Annotated in this window: 17 protein-coding genes; 15 read left to right on the top strand and 2 right to left on the bottom strand. The window is 69.2% G+C overall.

The window, feature by feature from the left end; all coding sequences use genetic code 11:
* Window positions 1-118: 118 nt before the first annotated feature.
* From QTH86_RS24770 to QTH86_RS24700, 15 genes are all read left to right on the top strand, one after another.
* Entirely contained in the window at window positions 119-853 is a 735-nt protein-coding gene (locus tag QTH86_RS24770; protein WP_286648828.1) for a maleate cis-trans isomerase family protein, read from the top strand.
* A gap of 71 nt (window positions 854-924) precedes the next feature.
* Window positions 925-1,647 carry a GntR family transcriptional regulator gene (locus QTH86_RS24765; protein WP_286648827.1) on the top strand — a complete coding sequence of 241 codons (723 nt, stop codon included), beginning with the start codon at window positions 925-927 and terminating at the stop codon, window positions 1,645-1,647.
* Window positions 1,648-1,733: 86 nt separating this feature from the next.
* Complete coding sequence (locus QTH86_RS24760) at window positions 1,734-3,086, top strand: amidohydrolase family protein (protein WP_286648826.1); 1,353 nt, start codon at window positions 1,734-1,736, stop codon at window positions 3,084-3,086.
* A gap of 166 nt (window positions 3,087-3,252) precedes the next feature.
* Complete coding sequence (locus tag QTH86_RS24755) at window positions 3,253-4,248, top strand: ABC transporter substrate-binding protein (RefSeq protein WP_286648825.1); 996 nt, start codon at window positions 3,253-3,255, stop codon at window positions 4,246-4,248.
* A 16-nt stretch (window positions 4,249-4,264) separates the two neighbouring features.
* Entirely contained in the window at window positions 4,265-5,140 is an 876-nt protein-coding gene (locus QTH86_RS24750) for an ABC transporter permease (protein ID WP_286648824.1), read from the top strand.
* 2 nt (window positions 5,141-5,142) lie between these two features.
* The gene (locus QTH86_RS24745; RefSeq protein WP_286648823.1) at window positions 5,143-5,913 is read left to right on the top strand and encodes an ABC transporter ATP-binding protein; all 771 of its coding nucleotides are present in this window, start codon (window positions 5,143-5,145) and stop codon (window positions 5,911-5,913) included.
* 1 nt (window position 5,914) lies between these two features.
* The gene (locus QTH86_RS24740) at window positions 5,915-6,931 is read left to right on the top strand and encodes an NAD-dependent epimerase/dehydratase family protein (protein WP_286648822.1); all 1,017 of its coding nucleotides are present in this window, start codon (window positions 5,915-5,917) and stop codon (window positions 6,929-6,931) included.
* Window positions 6,924-7,727 (top strand): SDR family NAD(P)-dependent oxidoreductase, encoded by an 804-nt coding sequence (locus QTH86_RS24735; protein ID WP_286648821.1) that lies wholly within the window; start codon window positions 6,924-6,926, stop codon window positions 7,725-7,727. The genes QTH86_RS24740 and QTH86_RS24735 overlap by 8 nt, the downstream gene beginning before the upstream one ends.
* A gap of 36 nt (window positions 7,728-7,763) precedes the next feature.
* Window positions 7,764-9,185, top strand: a complete 1,422-nt coding sequence (hydA, locus tag QTH86_RS24730) for a dihydropyrimidinase (protein ID WP_286648820.1) — start codon at window positions 7,764-7,766, stop codon at window positions 9,183-9,185.
* Window positions 9,186-9,191: 6 nt separating this feature from the next.
* Window positions 9,192-9,944: an aspartate/glutamate racemase family protein gene (locus tag QTH86_RS24725; RefSeq protein WP_286648819.1), complete on the top strand. Its 753-nt coding sequence runs from the start codon at window positions 9,192-9,194 to the stop codon at window positions 9,942-9,944.
* 29 nt (window positions 9,945-9,973) lie between these two features.
* Complete coding sequence (locus QTH86_RS24720; RefSeq protein ID WP_286648818.1) at window positions 9,974-11,140, top strand: MFS transporter; 1,167 nt, start codon at window positions 9,974-9,976, stop codon at window positions 11,138-11,140.
* 209 nt (window positions 11,141-11,349) lie between these two features.
* Window positions 11,350-12,438 (top strand): ABC transporter ATP-binding protein, encoded by a 1,089-nt coding sequence (locus tag QTH86_RS24715; RefSeq protein WP_286648817.1) that lies wholly within the window; start codon window positions 11,350-11,352, stop codon window positions 12,436-12,438.
* A gap of 49 nt (window positions 12,439-12,487) precedes the next feature.
* Window positions 12,488-13,531 carry an ABC transporter substrate-binding protein gene (locus tag QTH86_RS24710; RefSeq protein ID WP_286648816.1) on the top strand — a complete coding sequence of 348 codons (1,044 nt, stop codon included), beginning with the start codon at window positions 12,488-12,490 and terminating at the stop codon, window positions 13,529-13,531.
* A 26-nt stretch (window positions 13,532-13,557) separates the two neighbouring features.
* Window positions 13,558-14,418 (top strand): ABC transporter permease, encoded by an 861-nt coding sequence (locus QTH86_RS24705; RefSeq protein ID WP_286648815.1) that lies wholly within the window; start codon window positions 13,558-13,560, stop codon window positions 14,416-14,418.
* 58 nt (window positions 14,419-14,476) lie between these two features.
* On the top strand, window positions 14,477-15,292 hold the full coding sequence (locus tag QTH86_RS24700; RefSeq protein ID WP_286648814.1) for an ABC transporter permease: 816 nt from the start codon (window positions 14,477-14,479) through the stop codon (window positions 15,290-15,292).
* 45 nt (window positions 15,293-15,337) lie between these two features.
* Here the strand turns inward: QTH86_RS24700 and argF are convergent, their stop codons facing one another.
* Both argF and QTH86_RS24690 read right to left on the bottom strand, forming a co-directional pair.
* Window positions 15,338-16,273 carry an ornithine carbamoyltransferase gene (gene argF, locus QTH86_RS24695; protein ID WP_286648813.1) on the bottom strand — a complete coding sequence of 312 codons (936 nt, stop codon included), beginning with the start codon at window positions 16,271-16,273 and terminating at the stop codon, window positions 15,338-15,340.
* Entirely contained in the window at window positions 16,270-17,478 is a 1,209-nt protein-coding gene (locus tag QTH86_RS24690) for an aspartate aminotransferase family protein (RefSeq protein WP_286648812.1), read from the bottom strand. The genes argF and QTH86_RS24690 overlap by 4 nt, the downstream gene beginning before the upstream one ends.
* Window positions 17,479-17,532: the final 54 nt, after the last annotated feature.

Here is a 17,532-nt window from a genome sequence, read left to right as displayed (position 1 = left end):
CACCGGCCTGGGGTGGCGCCGTCTCTCTGGCGGCGCGGGACGATGCATCGCCCGATGGCATGAAGATTGCGCACAACCCACTGTCCGGGATCGCTCGATCCCGCGGAGTTTCCATGAGATGGGTCCGATGAAACGTGTTCTGCTGGGGATGCTGACCCCCTCGTCCAATACCGCGCTGGAGCCGATCACCTCGGCGATGGTGGCGGGCCTGCCCGAGGTGTCGGCGCATTTCGCGCGCTTTCGCGTGACCGAGATCTCGCTGCGCTCGCAGGCGCTCGGGCAGTTCGACATCGCGCCGATCCTCGAAGCGGCGCGGCTGCTGGCTGACGCGCGGGTCGACGTGATCGCGTGGAACGGCACCTCGTCCGGCTGGCTCGGCTTCGAGACCGACGAGGCGCTGTGCGCGCGCATCACCGAAGAAACGGGCATCCCGGCCTGTACCTCGGTGCTGGCCTTTAACGAGGCGATGCAGCTCTCGGGCCGCAAGCGCTTCGGGCTCGCCACGCCTTACCTCGCGGATGTCCAGGAGCGCATCGTCGCCAACTACCGCGCGAACGGCTACGACTGCGTCGCCGAACGGCACCTGGGCCACCACGTGAACTTCGAATTCGCCGAGGTCACGCCGGAAGAGATCACGCGCATGGTGCGCGAGGTCGCGAAGGCATCGCCGCAATGCATCAGCACCTTCTGCACCAACCTGCGCGCGGCGCACCTGGTGCCGGCGCTGGAAGCCGAGCTCGGCATTCCCATCTACGACACGGTGAGCACGGCGGTCTGGAAGGCGCTGCGCCTGTGCGGCGTCGACACGCGCCGGGTCGTCGGGTGGGGCAGCCTGTTCGGCGAATGGCACTGACGCCGGCGCTGCCGCGGTCTTCTGGGTACCATCCGCCCTCTGTCGCACCTCTTCCCGAACACAGCCGCACCATGGCCATCTCCACGTCCCGCCGCGCCCTGAAGCCGTCGTCCAAGACGGCCTCCAAGGCCGACATCTACGAACGCATCTACGAGGCCGTGGTCGAGCACCGCCTGCTGCCCGGCACCAAGCTGTCGGAAGAGCGCGTGGCCGAACTGTTCTCGGTGAGCCGCACGCAGGTGCGCGGCGTGCTGCAGCGCCTGGCGGTGGAGCAGCTGGTCACGCTCATTCCCAACCGCGGCGCCTTCGTCACCACGCCCAGCGTGGACGAGGCGCACGATGTGCTCGAGGTGCGCCGTACGCTGGAGCCGGCGGTGGTGTTGCGGCTCATCGACCGCATCGCCGAGGGCAAGGCGCCCACCGCCATCAAGCAGCTGCGTGCGCTGGTCAAGCGCGAGCAGCAGGCGCACGACGTGGGCGATCGCCGTGCGGCGGTGCGGCTGTCGGGCGAGTTCCACGTGCAGCTCGCGCAGCTGTCGGGCAGCAGCATCATGGCGCGCATGATGCGCGAGCTCACGCCGCTGACCTGCCTGGCCATCCTGACCTTCGAGGCGCCCACCGTGGCGGCCTGCCCGAACGACGAGCACACGCTGCTCATCGATGCCATCGAGGCCGGGCAGAAGAAGGCCGCGGTCGCCCTCATGACCGACCACCTGCATCACATCGAGAAGTCGCTCAACCTGCACGTCGAGGACGAGCCCGAGATCGACCTGGCCGAAGTGCTGCTCGGCTGAGGGCTGCCGGCGGGACGTCGACGATTGGATACAAAACGCGGCACGCCCATTGCTTCGGCATGGGCATGGACAACGCCGCATCCTCTGTGCCCTTTTTCGATCTGCTGCTGCTCGACGCCATCGCGCTGACGGCCGACCCGGCGCGCCCCCAGATTCGTGGCAGTGCCATCGGCATCCGCGACGGCCGCATCACCTGGCTCGACGCGCAGCCGCCGGCGCAGTACACGGCCACGCGCACGCTGCGCCTGCCGGGCCACTTCGTCACCCCGGGTTTCGTCAACGTCCACACGCACAGCATCCTGACGATGGTGCGCGGCGTGGCGGCGGACCTGGGCTTCGCGCCGTCGTACACGCCCGGCATTCCCAAGGGGACGCGTGTGAACCCGTCGCAGGCCCGCGCGCTGGCGCGGCTCGGTGCGCTGGAGGCGCTGCTGTTCGGCTCGACCGTGATCGGCGACAACTTCGTGCATGCCGACGTCGGCACCGACGCGATGGTCGAGCTCGGCATGCGCCTGTGCCCGAGCTGGCGCATCCACGATGTCGATTTCGCGCGCGTGGCCCACGGCGACTGGCACCACGAGGCGGCCATCGGCCGCAAGACCCTCGACGCCGGCCTGGCACTGCATGCGCGGTGGCAAGACCATCCGCGGGTGCGCGTCAACCTGGCGGCGCATGCGGTCGACACCTGCTCCGACGGCTTCCTGAGGGAGGTCGCGGCGGCCTCGTCAGCGCACGGCCTCACGGTGAGCACGCACCTGGGCCAGAGCCAGGTCGAGGTCGACCGCGTGCGCGAGCGCAGCGGCCGCACGTCGACCGAGGTGCTGGCTGACGTCGGCCTGCTCAACGAACGGCTGATGGGCGGGCACTGCATCTACGTCACCGAAGCGGATGCGCAGAAGATGGCCGCGGCCGGCGCGCATGCGGTGCACATCCCGAAGTGCAATGCCACCTCCGGCCGGCTCGCACCCACGCCGATGCTCCAGCGCGCCGGTGTCAACATGGCGCTGGCCACCGACACGCAGCACGGCGACATGGTCGAGCTGATGCGCTGGGCGCTGGTCACGGCGCGCGTGCAGGAAGGGCGCGTCGACGACAGCTGGCAGCCGCACCACGTGTTCCACATGGCGACCATGGGCGGCGCGAAGGCGCTGGGCATGGCGGGCGAGATCGGCAGCCTCGAGGTCGGCAAGGCGGCCGACCTGGTGGTCTTCGACGCCAATCGGCCGCACCTGCGCCCGCACGTGAACCCGCTGGGCAACCTCGTGCACACGGGGCAGGGCCGCGACGTTCGGATGGTGGTGGTGGCGGGCGACATCCTGGTGGAGGACGGCCTGCCGACGCGCGTCGACATGGACGCGGTGTGCGCCGAGGCGGAGGCGGCCACGCGCGAACTGTGGGGCGACGAGGGCAAGCGCTACTGGGAGCGGGTGCAGGGCTGAGTCCCCCGCGCCCGTGCGCGCCGTGCATCGCTGGCGTGCACCTTGCACCATCCGTGCGCGCTTTGTATCCAATTTGATCATGTTATTGGATTCAAAGCTGGCACGGTGTTTGCACGACGAGAGGCAGGCCCCTGGTGCGGGCTCCCACCAACCTTCGAGGAACACCATGTTCAAGTTCATCGCGAAACTCATCTTCGTGGCCGCCGCCGTCGTGCCGCTGGCCAGCCAGGCGCAGGACGCCATCAAGCTCGGCTACGCCAAGTGCGCCCATTGCACGCCGCTGGCGCTCACGCCCGAGAAGGCGACCGACGTGAAGCTGGAGGCCATCGCCTTCAACACCGGCAACGACGTGCTGACCGCGCTGCTGTCCAAGAGCATCGACGTGGCCCAGGTGACCTACCTGCACTACGCCACGGCGCTGGACAAGGGCTTCGACGTGGTGGCCATCTCCGGCCAGATCAACGGCGGCTCGCAGATCCTCGTGGGCAACGACCTGCCGCTCGCCGAGAACGACTGGGCCGGCCTGAAGAAGCTCATCGCCGACTACAAGGCCCAGGGCAAGCCGTTCCGCGTGGCGGCCTCGCGCGGCAACGCGCAGGACATCCACATGCGCGGCGCCTTCGCCAAGCAGGGCATCGACATCAACAAGGACGTGCAGTTCATCAACATCCCGAACCCGTCGGACCACGTGCAGGCGCTGCGCCGCGGCGAGGTGGAACTGATCTGCTCGGTCGACCCCTTCGCCACGCAGATCCGCGAAGTGAAGGCCGCCAAGTTCTTCGCCTTCCCCTACGACCAGGCCGCCGGCAAGCTGACCAACCTGATCGTCACGCGCTCCGACGTGATCGCCGCCAAGCCGAAGGGCGTGGAACAGACCGTGCGTTCGATCATCAAGGTCAACGACCTCATGGCCAGCGACAAGCCGCTGTTCATCGACACGATCCAGAAGGTCACCGGCCTCGACAAGGCGATCGCCACCGGCGCCGTCGCGAATCTCTACCCCGACTACCAGATGCACCGCGCCTCGGCCGTGGCTATCGCCCAGATGATGCGTGACCTGAAGTACATCAACACCGACGTGAGCGCCGCGGTCGAGAAGAACATGGACTACCGCTTCCTGGAAGCCGCCACGGGTAAGCCGAAGTCGGCTTTGGGCTACTGACGCGCGGCGGTTCACGATGGCGCTCTCTTCGTCCGCACCGACCCTGCCCGTGCCGCAGCCGAGCGTTGCTGCCCGGCCGGCGCTGATCAAGCGGCTCTACCGCCGCATCGAACGCGCCATCGTCCCGTTCCTGCTGCTGGTCGGCTGGGAGATCTTCTCGCGCTCCGGCGTGCTGCCGCCCGCCTTGTTGCCGGCACCGTCGCAGGTGCTGGTCGCCTGGGCCGACTGGGTGTTCGCCACCGACGGCAACACGCAGACCTACAGCGGCCACTGGATCTTCGACGTGGCCGCGAGCGCCACACGCGTGTTCGCCGGGTTCGCGATCTCGACGCTGCTGGGCGTCTCCATCGGCATGGCGATCGGCTGGTCGCGCACCGTCGAACGCCTGATCGAGCCGGTGCTGCAGATCCTGCGGCCGGTGCCGCCGGTGTCGTGGATCCCGCTGGCCATCATCTGGTTCGGCATTGCCAACAAGCCGGCGATCTTCCTGGTGTTCCTCGGCTCCTTCTTCCCGATCCTGCTGAGCACCATCCACGGCGTGAAGACCTGCGACCGCAACCTGCTGCGCGCCGGCGCGATGACCGGCGGCACGCCGGGCAAGCTGCTGCGCTACATCGTCTTTCCCGCGGCGCTGCCGAGCATCTTCTCGGGCCTGCGCATCGCCGTCGGCTCGGCCTGGATGCTGACCGTCACCGCCGAGATGGTGGCGGTCAAGAGCGGCGTCGGCTACGTGCTGTGGGATTCGTATTACTTCCTGCGCTACGACATCGTGATCGCGGCGATGGTGAGCATCGGCCTGCTCGGCTACTTGAGCGACCTCGCCATCAAGCTGATCGCCGGGCGCGTGCTGCGCTGGCAGCGCGGCTCGACCCTGCAAGCCAAGGAGGGCTGACCATGAGCCTCATCACCATCCAGAACGTCACGCGCCTGTTCGACGATCCCAAGCGCAAGAGCGCGGTGAAGGCGCTCGACAACGTGAGCGTCGAGGTCGGCCGCAACGAATTCCTCTGCCTGCTGGGGCCGAGCGGCTGCGGCAAGTCGACGCTGCTCAACCTCATCGCGGGCTTTGACCACCCGACCGAAGGCACCGTGAAGGTCGGCGGTCACGTGGTCACGGCGCCCGGTGCCGACCGCGGCGTCGTGTTCCAGCAACCGACGCTGATGCCCTGGCTCACCGTCTGGGAGAACGTCGCCTTCCACCTCACGATGCAGGGCGTCGGCAAGGACATCCGCCGCAAGAAGGCGCAGCACTTCATCGAGATGGTCAACCTCAAGGGTTTCGAGAACCACTTCCCGAGCGAGCTGTCGGGCGGCATGAACCAGCGCGTGGGCATCGCGCGCGCGCTGCTCATGAACCCGGAGGTGATCCTGATGGACGAGCCCTTCGGCGCGCTCGACGAGCAGACCAAGATGGAGATGCACGGCGAGCTGGTGCGCATCTGGCGCGAGAGCCAGAGCACCATCGTCTTCGTGACGCACGGCATTGACGAGTCGCTGGCGCTCGGCACGCACGTGGCCGTGATGTCGGCGCGGCCGGGCCGCATCCGCGAGATGATCGCGATCGACCTGCCGCGCCCGCGCGACCCCACCAGCCCGCAGTTCAACGACTACAAGCGCCACATCCTGTCGTTGCTGCGTCCCGAACCCGTCACGGCGGAAGCCTGAGGTGTCGACCTTCATCACCGGTGCCTGCGGCTTCGTCGGCCTGTCGCTGGCTGAGCATCTGATGTGGCGCGGCGAGGACGTGATCGGTTTCGATCGCGCGCCGTTGCCGCCTGCCGCGTCGAAGGCCTTCGACGGCTTGTCGGGCCGCTTCAGCATGGTGGTGGGCGACGTGCGCGACGCGGACGCGCTGCGGCAGGCCATGGCGCTGCACCGCCCGCAGCGGCTGGTCACGCTGGCCGCGATCACGGCCGATGCGAAGCGCGAGCGCGCCACGCCCGGCGCGATCTTCGACGTCAACGTCGGCGGTGTGATTGCTGCGCTCACCACCGCGGCCGACTGCAGCGTGACACGGGTGCTGCACGCGAGCTCCGGTTCGGTCTATGGCATGAGCGGCAATGGGGCCACAGCGTTGCACGAAGACAGCACGCCCTTGCGTCCGGAAGGGCTGTATGGCATTTCCAAGCAGGCTGCCGAAGGCGCCGCATTGCGCCTGGCCGCGCTGCATGGGCTCGACCTGGTGGTCGGCCGGCTCGGCACCTGCTTCGGTCCGTGGGAGGCCGACACCGGCGTGCGCGACACGCTCAGTGCGCCGCTGCAGGCGCTGCGTCTCGCCGAGCGCGGCGAGACGGCGGTGCTGCCGCGCGACAGCCGGCGCGACTGGCTCTACGTGCGCGACGTGGCCGCGGCCATCAGCGCATTGCTCGACCGTCCGCGGCTGCCGCACGCGGTCTACAACGTGGCGGCCGGTTTCCTTGGGTCGATGAGCACGTGGTGCGACGCGCTCGCTGCGCAGCATCCGGACTTCGCCTGGCGCCTGGCGCGCGCGGGCGAGCCGACCAACGTCGACTACTACGCCCCCTACGACCGCGCGCCGATGGACATCGCGCGCCTGCGCGCCGACACCGGCTTCGCGCCGCGCTTCGACCTCGATGCCGCGGCGAAGGACTTCCTGGCCTGGCGCGAACGCCACGGCGCCGCACCGCGCACCGCGCATTCCGCTTCGCCCGCCCATGCCTGAATCCGCTTCTTCGTCGATCGCGCCCGCCCGCATGGCCGGCCAGGTGTGCATCGTCACCGGCGCCGCGTCGGGCATCGGCCGTGCCATCGCACGCATGCTCGCTGCGCACGGTGCGACCGTCGTCGTGTCCGATGTGACCACCGCCGTCATCGAAGGCGGCGCGCCGACCGCCGACGTGATCGCCGCCGAGGGCGGGCACGCGGTCTTCGTGTCGACCGACGTCGCACGCACCGAGCAGGTCGACGCACTGGTGACGCAGACCGTCGCGCGCTTCGGCCGGCTCGACGTGCTGGTCAACAACGCGTGCATCCGCCACGCGCGGCCGCTGCTCGAGCTCGACGAGGCCGACTGGCAGCGCGTGCTCGACGTGAACCTGTCGGGCGTGTACCGCTGCTGCCGCGCCGCGGTGCGGCAGATGGTGGCGCAGCCGCTGGTCGACGAGGTGCGCGGGCGCATCGTCAACCTGTCGTCGCAGCACGGCATCATCGCGGCGCCTGGCGACCTCGCCTACGGCACCAGCAAGGCGGCCATCGCCTACCTCACGCGCCAGGTGGCGGCCGACTACGCGGCGCAGCAGATCGTCTGCAACGCGGTGGCGCCGGGCAAGATCCAGACCGGTGCCGGCGGCCGTGCCGTCGACCCCGTGGTGATGGAACGCGCCGAGCGCCGCACGCCCTGGCCGCGCCTGGGCCGGCCCGACGACGTGGCACGCGCCGTGCTCTTCCTGGCCAGCAGCGACGCCCGTTTCGTGACGGGCGCAGAACTCATGGTCGATGGCGGCTGGATGGCCGCCTGAACCGTCGACTCCCACACACTTCAAGAGACGCACCCCATGCCTGATTTCGACCTCGTCATCCGCAACGCGAAGGCCATCACGGCCAGCGACACCTTCACCAGCGACATCGGCATTCGCGACGGCCGCATCGTGCAGCTCGGGCTCGGCATCGGGCCGGGCGTGCGCGAGATCGACGCGGCCGGCCGTGCCGTGACGCCGGGCGGCGTCGACGCGCACTGCCACCTCGACCAGCCCATGCCGCCGCCCACGCGCAACGCCGACGACTTCAACACCGGCACGCGCTCGGCCGCCTGCGGCGGCACCACCACCGTCATTCCCTTCGCGGCGCAGCAGAAGGGCCAGTCGCTGCGCGCGGCGGTGGAGGACTACCGTGCGCGTGCCGCCGGCAAGGCGCACGTCGACTACGCCTTCCACCTGATCGTGAGCGACCCGACGCCCGAGGTGCTGAAGGTGGAGCTGCCCGAACTCATCCGCGAAGGCTTCACCTCGTTCAAGATCTACATGACCTACGACGACATGAAGCTCGATGACGGCCAGATCCTCGACGTGCTCGACGTCGCCCGCCAGCAGGGTGCGATGGCGATGATCCACGCCGAGAACGCCGACTGCATCGAGTGGCTGACCAAGCGGCTCGAGGCCGCCGGCCGTACCGCGCCGCGCTACCACGCGCATTCGCGCCCGATGCTGGTGGAGCGCGAAGCGACGCACCGCGCCATCGCGCTGGCCGAGCTGGTCGACGTGCCGATCCTGATCGTGCACGTGTCGGGCCGCGAGGCGGTCGAGCAGATCCGCTGGGCACGCGCGCACGGCCTGAGCGTGTTCGCGGAGACCTGCCCGCAGTACCTCTTCCTCACGGCGGAAGACCTCGGCATCGACGACAGCTACAAGGGCGCCAAGTGCGTCTGCAGCCCGCCGCCGCGCGACAAGGCGAACCAGCAGGTGATCTGGGACGGGCTGAACGACGGGCTCTTCACCGTGTTCTCGTCCGACCATGCGCCCTTCAAGTTCGACGCGCCAGAGGGCAAGAAGCCCAACGGCGAAGAGGTCGGCTTCCGCCACATTCCCAACGGCATCCCCGGCATCGAGACGCGCATGGCGCTGCTGTGGTCCGAAGGCGTGCTGGCCGGCCGCATGACGCCGCACCGCTTCGTCGAGCTGACCGCCACCGGCCCGGCCAAGGCCTACGGCCTGCATCCGCGCAAGGGCAGCATCTCGATCGGCGCCGACGCCGACCTGGTGATCTGGGACGAGCGCGACTTCATCCTGAAGAACGAACAGCTGCACCACGAGGTCGACTACACGCCCTACGAAGGCATGCGCCTGAAGGCCTGGCCGGGCCTGACGCTGGCCCGCGGCGAGGTGGTGTGGGACGGCCGCGACTTCCATCCGCAGCCCGGCCGCGGCCAGCTGCTGGCCTGCGGCGCGCCGTCGCTGATGCCGGCCCGCCGCGCCGCCTGAGGTCCTATGCGCCTGCTGATCATCAACCCCAACATCTCGGAGAGCGTCACGGCGCTGATCGAGGCCGAAGCCCGCCGCACGGCCGCGCCGGGCACCGAACTCACGATGAAGACTGCGCCCTTCGGCGTGGCCTACATCGAGACGCGCTTCGAAGCACTGATCGGCGCCTACGCCACGGCGCAGGTGGCGGCCGAGCATGTGGCGGGCCACGACGCGGTGATCGTCGCGGCCTTTGGCGACCCGGGCCTGGGCGGGCTGCGCGAGGCATTGCCGGTGCCGGTGCTGGGGCTGAGCGAATCGGCGCTGGCGAGCGCCTGCCTGCTGGGCCACCGCTTCTCGATCGTCGCGATCTCGCAGCGCATCAGCGCCTGGTACCGCGAGGTGGTGGAAGCGAACGGGCTGATCGGCCGGCTCGCGAGCATCCGTGCGCTCGACCAGCCGCTCGCCGGCATCGGCAGCGTGCAGACCGACCATGCAGAGGCGCTGCGCGCGCTGTGCGAACGCGCCGTGGCCGAGGACGGTGCCGAGGTGATCATCCTCGCCGGCGCGCCGCTGGCGGGCCTGGCGCGCGCGGTGCGCGGCGAACTGCCGGTGCCGGTGGTCGACGGTGTGTCGAGCGCCGTGCGGCATGCGGAGACGATGGTGGCGCTGGCGCCGGGCAAGGCGCGCAGCGGCAGTTTCGCGCCGCCGCCGGTCAAGCCCAACGCCGGCCTGCCCGACGCCATCGCGCGCCTGCTCGGCCCGGGGGCGACCCCCTGACCACCTCCCTCGGCCGCACGCTGCCCGCCATGACGGCGGTGCAGGCGGTCGTGGCCATGGGGGCGTTTTCGCTCTCGGTGCTGGCGCCGCAACTGGGCGTCGACCTCGGCACGCTGGGGTGGCTGGGCACCACGCTGTTCGGCGTCGGCGCGCTGTCGTCGCTCGCGACCGGCTGGCTGATCGGCCGCATCGGCGACCTGCCGCTGGCGGGGCTCTGCATGGTGTGCGTGCTGCTCGCGATGCTGTGCGTCGTGGCCGATGCGCTCGGCCTGGGCCCCGCGCGCTGGTCGCTGTGGCCGGCCGCGGTGCTGCTGGGCCTGGCCTTCGGGCCGGAGACGCCCGCCAGCGCCGCCGTGCTGTCGCGCGTGACGCCGCTTGCCCGGCGGCCGTGGGTCTTCTCGATCCGCCAGACCGGCAACCAGATCGGCGCGGTGGCCGGGTCGTTGCTGCTGCCTTCGCTGATGCTGGTGCACGCGGCCGTGGCCTTCGGGGCGGTCGCGGCCTTCGCGCTTGCCGTGGCGCTCTGCTGCTTCGCGCTGCAGCGGGTGGACGGCGCGCCGCCTGCCGTCCGCCCCATGCCATCGCCCGGCGCGGCCCTCGATGCGAGCGGGCTGCGCGCACTCGCCGCATCGCCGGCGCTGCGGGTGCTGACGGTCGCGACGGTCGTGTTCATGGCCACGCAGGTGTGCCTCAACTTCTTCACCATGAGCCATGCGGTGCGTCACTGGTCGCTGCCGGTGCCTGTGGCGGCCGGCTGGGTGGCGCTGATGCAGGCCGCGGGGCTGGTCGGCCGCTTGCTCTGGGGCCGCGTGGCGCAGCGGCCGGGCCTGTCGACGGTGCGCCTCGTCGGCGTGCTCGGGCTGATGATGGGTGCCGCCGGCCTGGCGCTCTTCCTCTGGCCGGGGGTGCCGCCGCCCGCCGCGCTGGCGCTGCTGCTGGCCGTGCTGGGGCTCAGCGCCAGCGGCTGGAACGGCGTGATGGTCGCCGAGATCGCCCGGCTGGCCGGCCCCGAACGCGCCGGCGCCGTGAGCGGTGCGGTGCTGCTCTTCGGCTACGCCGGCCTGGCGCTGGCGCCGATCGGCTTCGCCGCGCTCGGTGCCGCGGCAGGGACCACGACGGCCTTCGCGGTCCTGCTCACGGCCGCCACGGCGATGGGGCTGCGCCTGCTGACGGCGCGCCCGTTATCGCCCGGGTAGCCCCACGCCTTTTTCGGTGCATCTGTTTGATAAGTTGTATCCAATCCGGTGCCAGATTGCACCAAATCATGCCGGTGATGCGTAGCTGATGATTGCGCCGTCTCAGCGACGGTGGCGAACGCGGCGTCGGTGCGACGCGGATGCTCCAAAAGATCGGCCTGCGCACATTGGATACAAAACATGGCACGCCGATTGCATGGAGGTCCTGCATGGAATCGACCACCGGACAAAGCCTGACGCTCGACGACATCGTGCATCGCTATGCGGGCGCGTTGGCCGTCGACCATGTGACCCTGGAGGTCCAGGCGGGCGAGCTCGTCGCGCTGCTGGGCCCGAGCGGCTGCGGCAAGACGACGCTGCTGCGGATCATCGCGGGCTTCATCCAGCAGACCTCGGGCAAGGTGGTGGTCGGCGGGCGCCGCATCGACGACCTGCCGCCGGCGCGGCGCCAGGTCGGGATCGTGTTCCAGAACTACGCGCTCTTCCCGCACATGACGGTGGCGGACAACGTCGGCTACGGGCTGGCGGCACGCGGCACCGACCGCCAGGCCGCCCGCAAGCGGACCGCCGAGATGCTCGAGATGGTCCAGCTCGGGCACCTGGCCGACCGCCTCACCAAGCAGCTGTCGGGTGGCCAGCAGCAGCGCGTGGCGCTCGCGCGCGCTCTGGCGATCGAGCCGCGCGTGCTCTTGCTCGACGAGCCCTTCTCGGCGCTCGACAAGAGCCTGCGGCTGGACATGCAGATCGAGATCAAGCGCATCCAGCGCGCGGCGGGCACCACCGCCATCATCGTCACGCACGACCAGGAAGAGGCGCTCGGCATGGCCGACCGCGTGGCCGTGCTGAGCCAGGGTCGGCTCGAGCAGTTCGCCGCGCCTTCGGCGGTGTACGACACACCGGCGACCTATTTTGTGAACCAGTTCGTCGGCACCGCGAACGTGCTGCCGGGCGTGCTGGGCGAGGTCTCCGGTGGGCAGGCCGGGGTCCGGCTGGACGACGGCACCTGGCTCGCGGCGCGGGCGCCGGTGGGCGTCGCGCCGGGCGCGCGGGTGGTCGCCTGCATCCGGCCCGAGAACATGCGCCTGGATGCGGACACCGCGTCGGACGGTCTCGAAGGCACGGTCGAACTGGGCATGCCGCTGGGCGCCACCATCGTCCACGAGATCCGCACGGCCTCGGGCCTGCGGCTGAAGTTGTCCGAACCCCGCATGCCGGGCATGGGGCCGCGCGCCGCCGGCACCCGCGTCCGGCTCCGGCCTGCGTCGCCCGAGGGCGTGACGGTCTTTGCCGCGCCCTGAGATCCTCCACCGTCTCTCTTCACTCCCACTCACTTTCACGAGGTCTTCCATGGAACTGTCCCGTCGCCACCTGCTCGGCAGTGCGCTCACGCTGAGCGCGCTGCAGCTCTTCCCCGGTATCAGCCAGGCGCAGGCGCGCAAGCTGGTGTTCGCCACCTTCACCGGCAGCTGGGAAGAGGCGCACCGCGACGTGCTGGTGCCCGCCTTCAAGAAGGCCACCGGCCAGGACGTGCTGCTCGACGCGATGCTCTCGGTGGACCAGATCGCGAAGGTCGCGGCGGCGCGCAACAACCCGCCGATCGACGTGATGTTGCACGACCCGGGTCCGGCGCTGACCGCCATCGGGCAGGACCTGGTGGAGCCGTTCCCGGTGGCGTCGAGCAAGAACTACAAGGACCTGATCCCCGAGGCGCAGGACCCGATGGGGCCGTCGATGTTCTTCCAGGTGGTGGGCCTGACCTACAACCCCGAGAAGATCAAGACGCCGCCGACCTCCTGGGCCGACCTGTGGAAGCCCGAGTACAAGGGCCGCGTCGGCATCACCAACCTGAATTCGACGCTGGGCACCGGCTTCCTGGTCGAGATCGCGCGCATGCACGGCGGCGGCGAAGGCAATGTCGAGGAAGGCTTCAAGGCCATCGACAAGCTCAAGCCGAACCTGGCCGCCGTGGCCGCCAACCCGGGCGCACTGGCCGCGCTCTACCAGCAGGGCCAGATCGACATCAGCCCCGGCAACTTCAACGCCATCCAGATCCTCAAGGCGCGCGGCGTGCCGGTCGAATTCGTGGCGCCGAAGGAGGGTGCCATCGCCTTCAAGACCAGCATCCACATCGTCAAGAACTCACCCAACAAGGCGCTCGCCGCCCAGCTCATCGACGTGGCGCTGTCGCCCGAGGTGCAGGGCAAGCTGATGCAGGCGCCGTACCTGGTCGTGCCGACCAACGCCAAGGTCAAGATGGAAGGCGAGATCGCCAAGGTACTGGCCAAGGACACGGCCGAGATGAAGAAGAAGTTCGTCTTCCAGGACTGGAAGAAGATCAACGAGAACCGCGCCGCCTGGATCGACCGCTTCAACCGCGAGATCAAGCTTTGATGGCGCGCTGAGCGCGAGCACGCACGATGACCGCCGCCGTCCTCAAGGGTCCGCCCGTCACCGGCTACAGCCTGGCCTTCGCCACGCCGCTGGCGGCGTTCTTCGTGCTGTTCTTCCTGGCGCCCTTGCTGCTGCTGATCGTCATCAGCTTCTACGCCACGCCGGAGCTCCAATCCTTCGGCTTCGACCAGTACGTGAAGATCGCGACCGACGGCTTCACGCTGCCGGTGCTGTTCGACACGCTGTGGCTCGGCCTGCAGACCACGCTGCTGTGCCTGCTGCTCGGCTACGCGCTGGCCTGGTGCTACGTGCGCAGCCCCGGCAGTCTGCAGAAGCTGCTGATGCTGGCCATCCTGATGCCGCTGCTGACCAGTGTGGTGGTGCGCACCTTCGCGTGGGTCGTGATCCTCGGACGCCAGGGCATCGTGAATTCGGTGCTGGCGGAGTTCGGCTGGATCGATGCGCCGCTGAAACTGCTCTACACCCGCGGCGGCCTGATCGTCACGCTGGCCAACGTGCAGCTGCCGCTGATGGTGTTGCCGCTCATCACCGCCTTGCAGAAGCTCGATCCGAACCTGGAAGACGCCTCGTCGGCGCTCGGCGCGAGCGCGCTGCGCACCTTCGTCAAGATCACCTTGCCACTCACGCTGCCCGGGATCGTGGCCGGCTGCCTGCTGACCTTCGCGGCCAGCATCACCGCCTTCATATCGCAGTCGCTCATCGGCGGCGGCCAGATGCTCTTCATGCCGATGTACATCTACCAGCAGGCCTCGTCGCTGCAGAACTGGCCCTTCGCCGCCGCCATCTCGCTGGTCTTTCTCGTCGCGGTGATGGCCTGCGTCAGCGTCTTCAACCTCCTCGGGCGGCTCAGCCGCGCAGGTGCATGAGCGCCGCCCGGCCGCCCGAAGGCGCTCGTACCGCAGCCCGCAGGGCGGAGGTTGCCTCATGAGTGCCGGGCGCAAATACGAAGGCTCGGCCGTCGCCTTGACGGGGGTGCTCGGCGCGATCGCGGTCATCGCCACGGTGCTGCTGCTGGCGCCGACCGTCATCGTGATCGTGCTGTCGTTCACCAACGGTTTTTCGCTCAAGTTTCCGCCGCCGGGCTATTCGCTGCGTTGGTATGCCTCGCTGCCCGACGCCTTCCAGCTGCAATACGCGGCACTCAACAGTCTGAAGGTGGCCTGCGCATCGACGTTGCTCGCGGTGGTGCTGGGGGTGGGCGCAGCCATGGCCATCGCGCGCTCGGAGAAGGCGATGGCGCGGGTGCTCGATTCCTTTTTCATGTCGCCGCTGATCCTGCCGGCGCTGGCCTTCGGGCTGGCATCGCTCATCTACTTTTCGCGCATCGGCATCCAGCTGTCGCTCTGGACCCTGGTGATCGGCCACACGGTGGTGGGCGTGCCCTACGTCATCCGCACCACGGTCGCGGCGCTCTCTCAGTTGCCGCCGGCCCTGCTCGAGAGTTCGGCCAGCCTGGGCGCAAGCCGTGCGTACACCTTCCGGCGCGTCACGCTGCCGCTGATCGCGCCGGGCGTGGCCGCGGGCGCGTTCATCTGCTTCATGTCCTCGTTCGACAACGTGCCGGTGTCGCTGTTCCTGCGCGATGCCTCCACCGACATGCTGCCGATCCGCATGTGGCAGGACCTGGAAGGGCGCCTCGACGTGAGCATCGCCGCCGTCTCGACCCTGATGGTGCTGGTGACGCTGGTGCTGATGGTCGTGATGGAACGGCTTGCCGGCATCAGCAAGCGCATCCGCTGAGGCCTCCACCCGCCGGTGGGGCGGGGGAGGTCGGGCGCAGGGCTCTCAGGCCTCTTGCAGGCGCCCCAGCAGCAGGAATTCCATCAGCGCCTTCTGCACGTGCATGCGGTTCTCGGCCTCGTCCCAAACGACCGACTGCGGGCCGTCGATCACGTCGGCCTCGACCTCTTCGCCGCGGTGCGCCGGCAGGCAGTGCATGAAGAGCGCGTCGGTTTGCGCGATGCGCATCATCTCGGTGTCGACGCACCAGTCGGCGAAGGCGGCCTTGCGGGCTTCGTTTTCGGCCTCGTAGCCCATGCTGGTCCACACGTCGGTGGTCACCAAGTCGGCGCCGCGGCAGGCTTCCATCGGGTCCTTGAAGACCTGGTAGCTCTCGGCCGAGCGGATGCCTGCGATCGACTGATCGACCTCGTAGCCGCTGGGCGTGCTCACGTGCACCGTGAAGCCCAGGATGTCGGCCGCCTGCAGCCAGGTGTTGGCCATGTTGTTGCCGTCGCCGACCCAGGCCACCGTCTTGCCCTGGATCGAGCCGCGGTGCTCGATGTAGGTGAAGATGTCCGCCAGGATCTGGCAGGGGTGGAACTCGTTGGTCAGGCCGTTGATGACGGGCACGCGCGAGTTGGCCGCGAAGGCGTCGATCTTGTCCTGGCCGAAGGTGCGGATCATCACGATGTCCACCATCCGGCTGATGACCTTGGCGCTGTCCTCGATCGGCTCGGCGCGGCCCAGTTGGCTGTCGCCGGTCGTGAGGTTCACCACCGAGCCGCCCAGCTGGTACATGCCGGCCTCGAAGCTCACGCGCGTGCGGGTGCTGGCCTTCTCGAAGATCATCGCCAGGGTGCGGTCGACCAGGGGCTGGTGACGCTCGTAGGCCTTGAACTTCTTCTTGATGATCGCGGCACGCTCGAACAGGTAGGCGTAGTCGTCCGCCGAGAGGTCGGAGAACTGGAGGTAGTGCCGCAGGGCTGCCGTGGTCGTCATGGCGCCGGCTCCTCGAGGAAGGCCTTCACCAGCGGCGCGAGGATGGCGACGATCTCGTCGGCCTCTGCCACGCTCAGGATCAGCGGCGGCACCAGGCGGATCACGCTGTCCGCCGTCACCGACAGCAGCAGGCCGGCCTCGCAGGCGCGGTTGAGGATCACGCCGCAGGGCCGGTCGAGTTCGATGCCCAGCATCAGGCCCTGGCCGCGCACTTCCTTCACGCCGGCCAGGCCTTCGAATTCGCGCTCCAGGGCCGCCTTCAGGTGGGCGCCGACGGTGGCCGCGTTGTCGAGCAGCTTCTGCTCTTCCATGATGCGGATGGTCTCGATGCCGGCGCGCATCGCCAGCGGGTTGCCGCCGAAGGTCGTGCCATGGTTGCCCGGGCCGAAGATCTGCGCGGCGCGCGGGCCTGCCACCACGGCGCCGATCGGCACGCCGGAGCCCAGGCCCTTGGCCAGCGGCATCACGTCGGGCACGATGCCGGCCCACTGGTGCGCGAACCACTTGCCGGTGCGGCCCATGCCGCACTGCACCTCGTCGATCATCATGAGCCAGTCGCGCTCGTCGCACAGGGCGCGCACCTGGCGCATGTATTCCAGCGCCATCGGGTGGATGCCGCCTTCGCCCTGGATGGCCTCGAAGAACACGGCCACCACGTTCGGGTTGCCTTCGGTCGCCTTCTTCAGCGCGTCGATGTCGTTGAGCGGCACGCGGATGAAGCCCTCCACCAGCGGGCCGAAGCCCTTCTGGATCTTCGGGTTGCCGGTGGCCGACAGCGTGGCGATCGACCGGCCGTGGAAGGCGGCTTCGTAGACCACGATTTCCGGGCGCTCGATGCCCTTGTCGTGGCCGAACTTGCGCGCCAGCTTCAGCGCGGCTTCGTTGGCCTCCAGGCCGGTGCAGCAGAAGAAGACGTTGGTCATGCCGGCCAGTTCGGTCAGCTTGGTGGCCAGCTTTTCCTGCCCGGGCACGTGGTAGTAGTTGCAGCTGTGGATGATCTTCGACAGCTGGTCCTGCAGCGCGGGCACCAGCTCGGGGTGGTTGTGGCCCAGCGTGTTGACCGCGATGCCGCCCAGCCCGTCGAGGTAGGCGCGGCCATTCGTGTCCCACACTCGGCAGCCCTGGCCGTGCGACAACGCGATCGGCAGGCGACCGTAGGTGTTCATGACGTGGGGCGAGGTGGGTTCGACAGCAAGGGCGCTCATGCGGTTCTCCGGAAAGGGAAGGCGATTCTAGGCGGCGGGCTTTGCGGCTTTGTT

Origin of the sequence: Variovorax sp. J2L1-78 (genome assembly GCF_030317205.1) — a bacterium.
GTDB classification, from domain to species: Bacteria; Pseudomonadota; Gammaproteobacteria; order Burkholderiales; family Burkholderiaceae_C; genus Variovorax; species Variovorax arabinosiphilus.
The sequence above is the reverse complement of the archived record's forward strand: the minus strand, read 5'-3'. Positions and strand labels throughout refer to the sequence as shown.

Excerpts from the sequence above, each read along its gene's own strand:
- QTH86_RS24770 (WP_286648828.1), top strand. The coding sequence starts at position 119 with ATGGGTCCGATGAAACGTGTTCTGCTGGGGATGCTGACCCCCTCGTCC.
- QTH86_RS24765 (WP_286648827.1), top strand. The coding sequence starts at position 925 with ATGGCCATCTCCACGTCCCGCCGCGCCCTGAAGCCGTCGTCCAAGACG.
- QTH86_RS24755 (WP_286648825.1), top strand. The coding sequence starts at position 3,253 with ATGTTCAAGTTCATCGCGAAACTCATCTTCGTGGCCGCCGCCGTCGTG.
- QTH86_RS24750 (WP_286648824.1), top strand. The coding sequence starts at position 4,265 with ATGGCGCTCTCTTCGTCCGCACCGACCCTGCCCGTGCCGCAGCCGAGC.
- QTH86_RS24745 (WP_286648823.1), top strand. The coding sequence starts at position 5,143 with ATGAGCCTCATCACCATCCAGAACGTCACGCGCCTGTTCGACGATCCC.
- QTH86_RS24735 (WP_286648821.1), top strand. The coding sequence starts at position 6,924 with ATGCCTGAATCCGCTTCTTCGTCGATCGCGCCCGCCCGCATGGCCGGC.
- hydA (WP_286648820.1), top strand. The coding sequence starts at position 7,764 with ATGCCTGATTTCGACCTCGTCATCCGCAACGCGAAGGCCATCACGGCC.
- QTH86_RS24725 (WP_286648819.1), top strand. The coding sequence starts at position 9,192 with ATGCGCCTGCTGATCATCAACCCCAACATCTCGGAGAGCGTCACGGCG.
- QTH86_RS24720 (WP_286648818.1), top strand. The coding sequence starts at position 9,974 with ATGACGGCGGTGCAGGCGGTCGTGGCCATGGGGGCGTTTTCGCTCTCG.
- QTH86_RS24715 (WP_286648817.1), top strand. The coding sequence starts at position 11,350 with ATGGAATCGACCACCGGACAAAGCCTGACGCTCGACGACATCGTGCAT.
- QTH86_RS24710 (WP_286648816.1), top strand. The coding sequence starts at position 12,488 with ATGGAACTGTCCCGTCGCCACCTGCTCGGCAGTGCGCTCACGCTGAGC.
- QTH86_RS24705 (WP_286648815.1), top strand. The coding sequence starts at position 13,558 with ATGACCGCCGCCGTCCTCAAGGGTCCGCCCGTCACCGGCTACAGCCTG.
- QTH86_RS24700 (WP_286648814.1), top strand. The coding sequence starts at position 14,477 with ATGAGTGCCGGGCGCAAATACGAAGGCTCGGCCGTCGCCTTGACGGGG.
- argF (WP_286648813.1), bottom strand. The coding sequence starts at position 16,273 with ATGACGACCACGGCAGCCCTGCGGCACTACCTCCAGTTCTCCGACCTC.
- QTH86_RS24690 (WP_286648812.1), bottom strand. The coding sequence starts at position 17,478 with ATGAGCGCCCTTGCTGTCGAACCCACCTCGCCCCACGTCATGAACACC.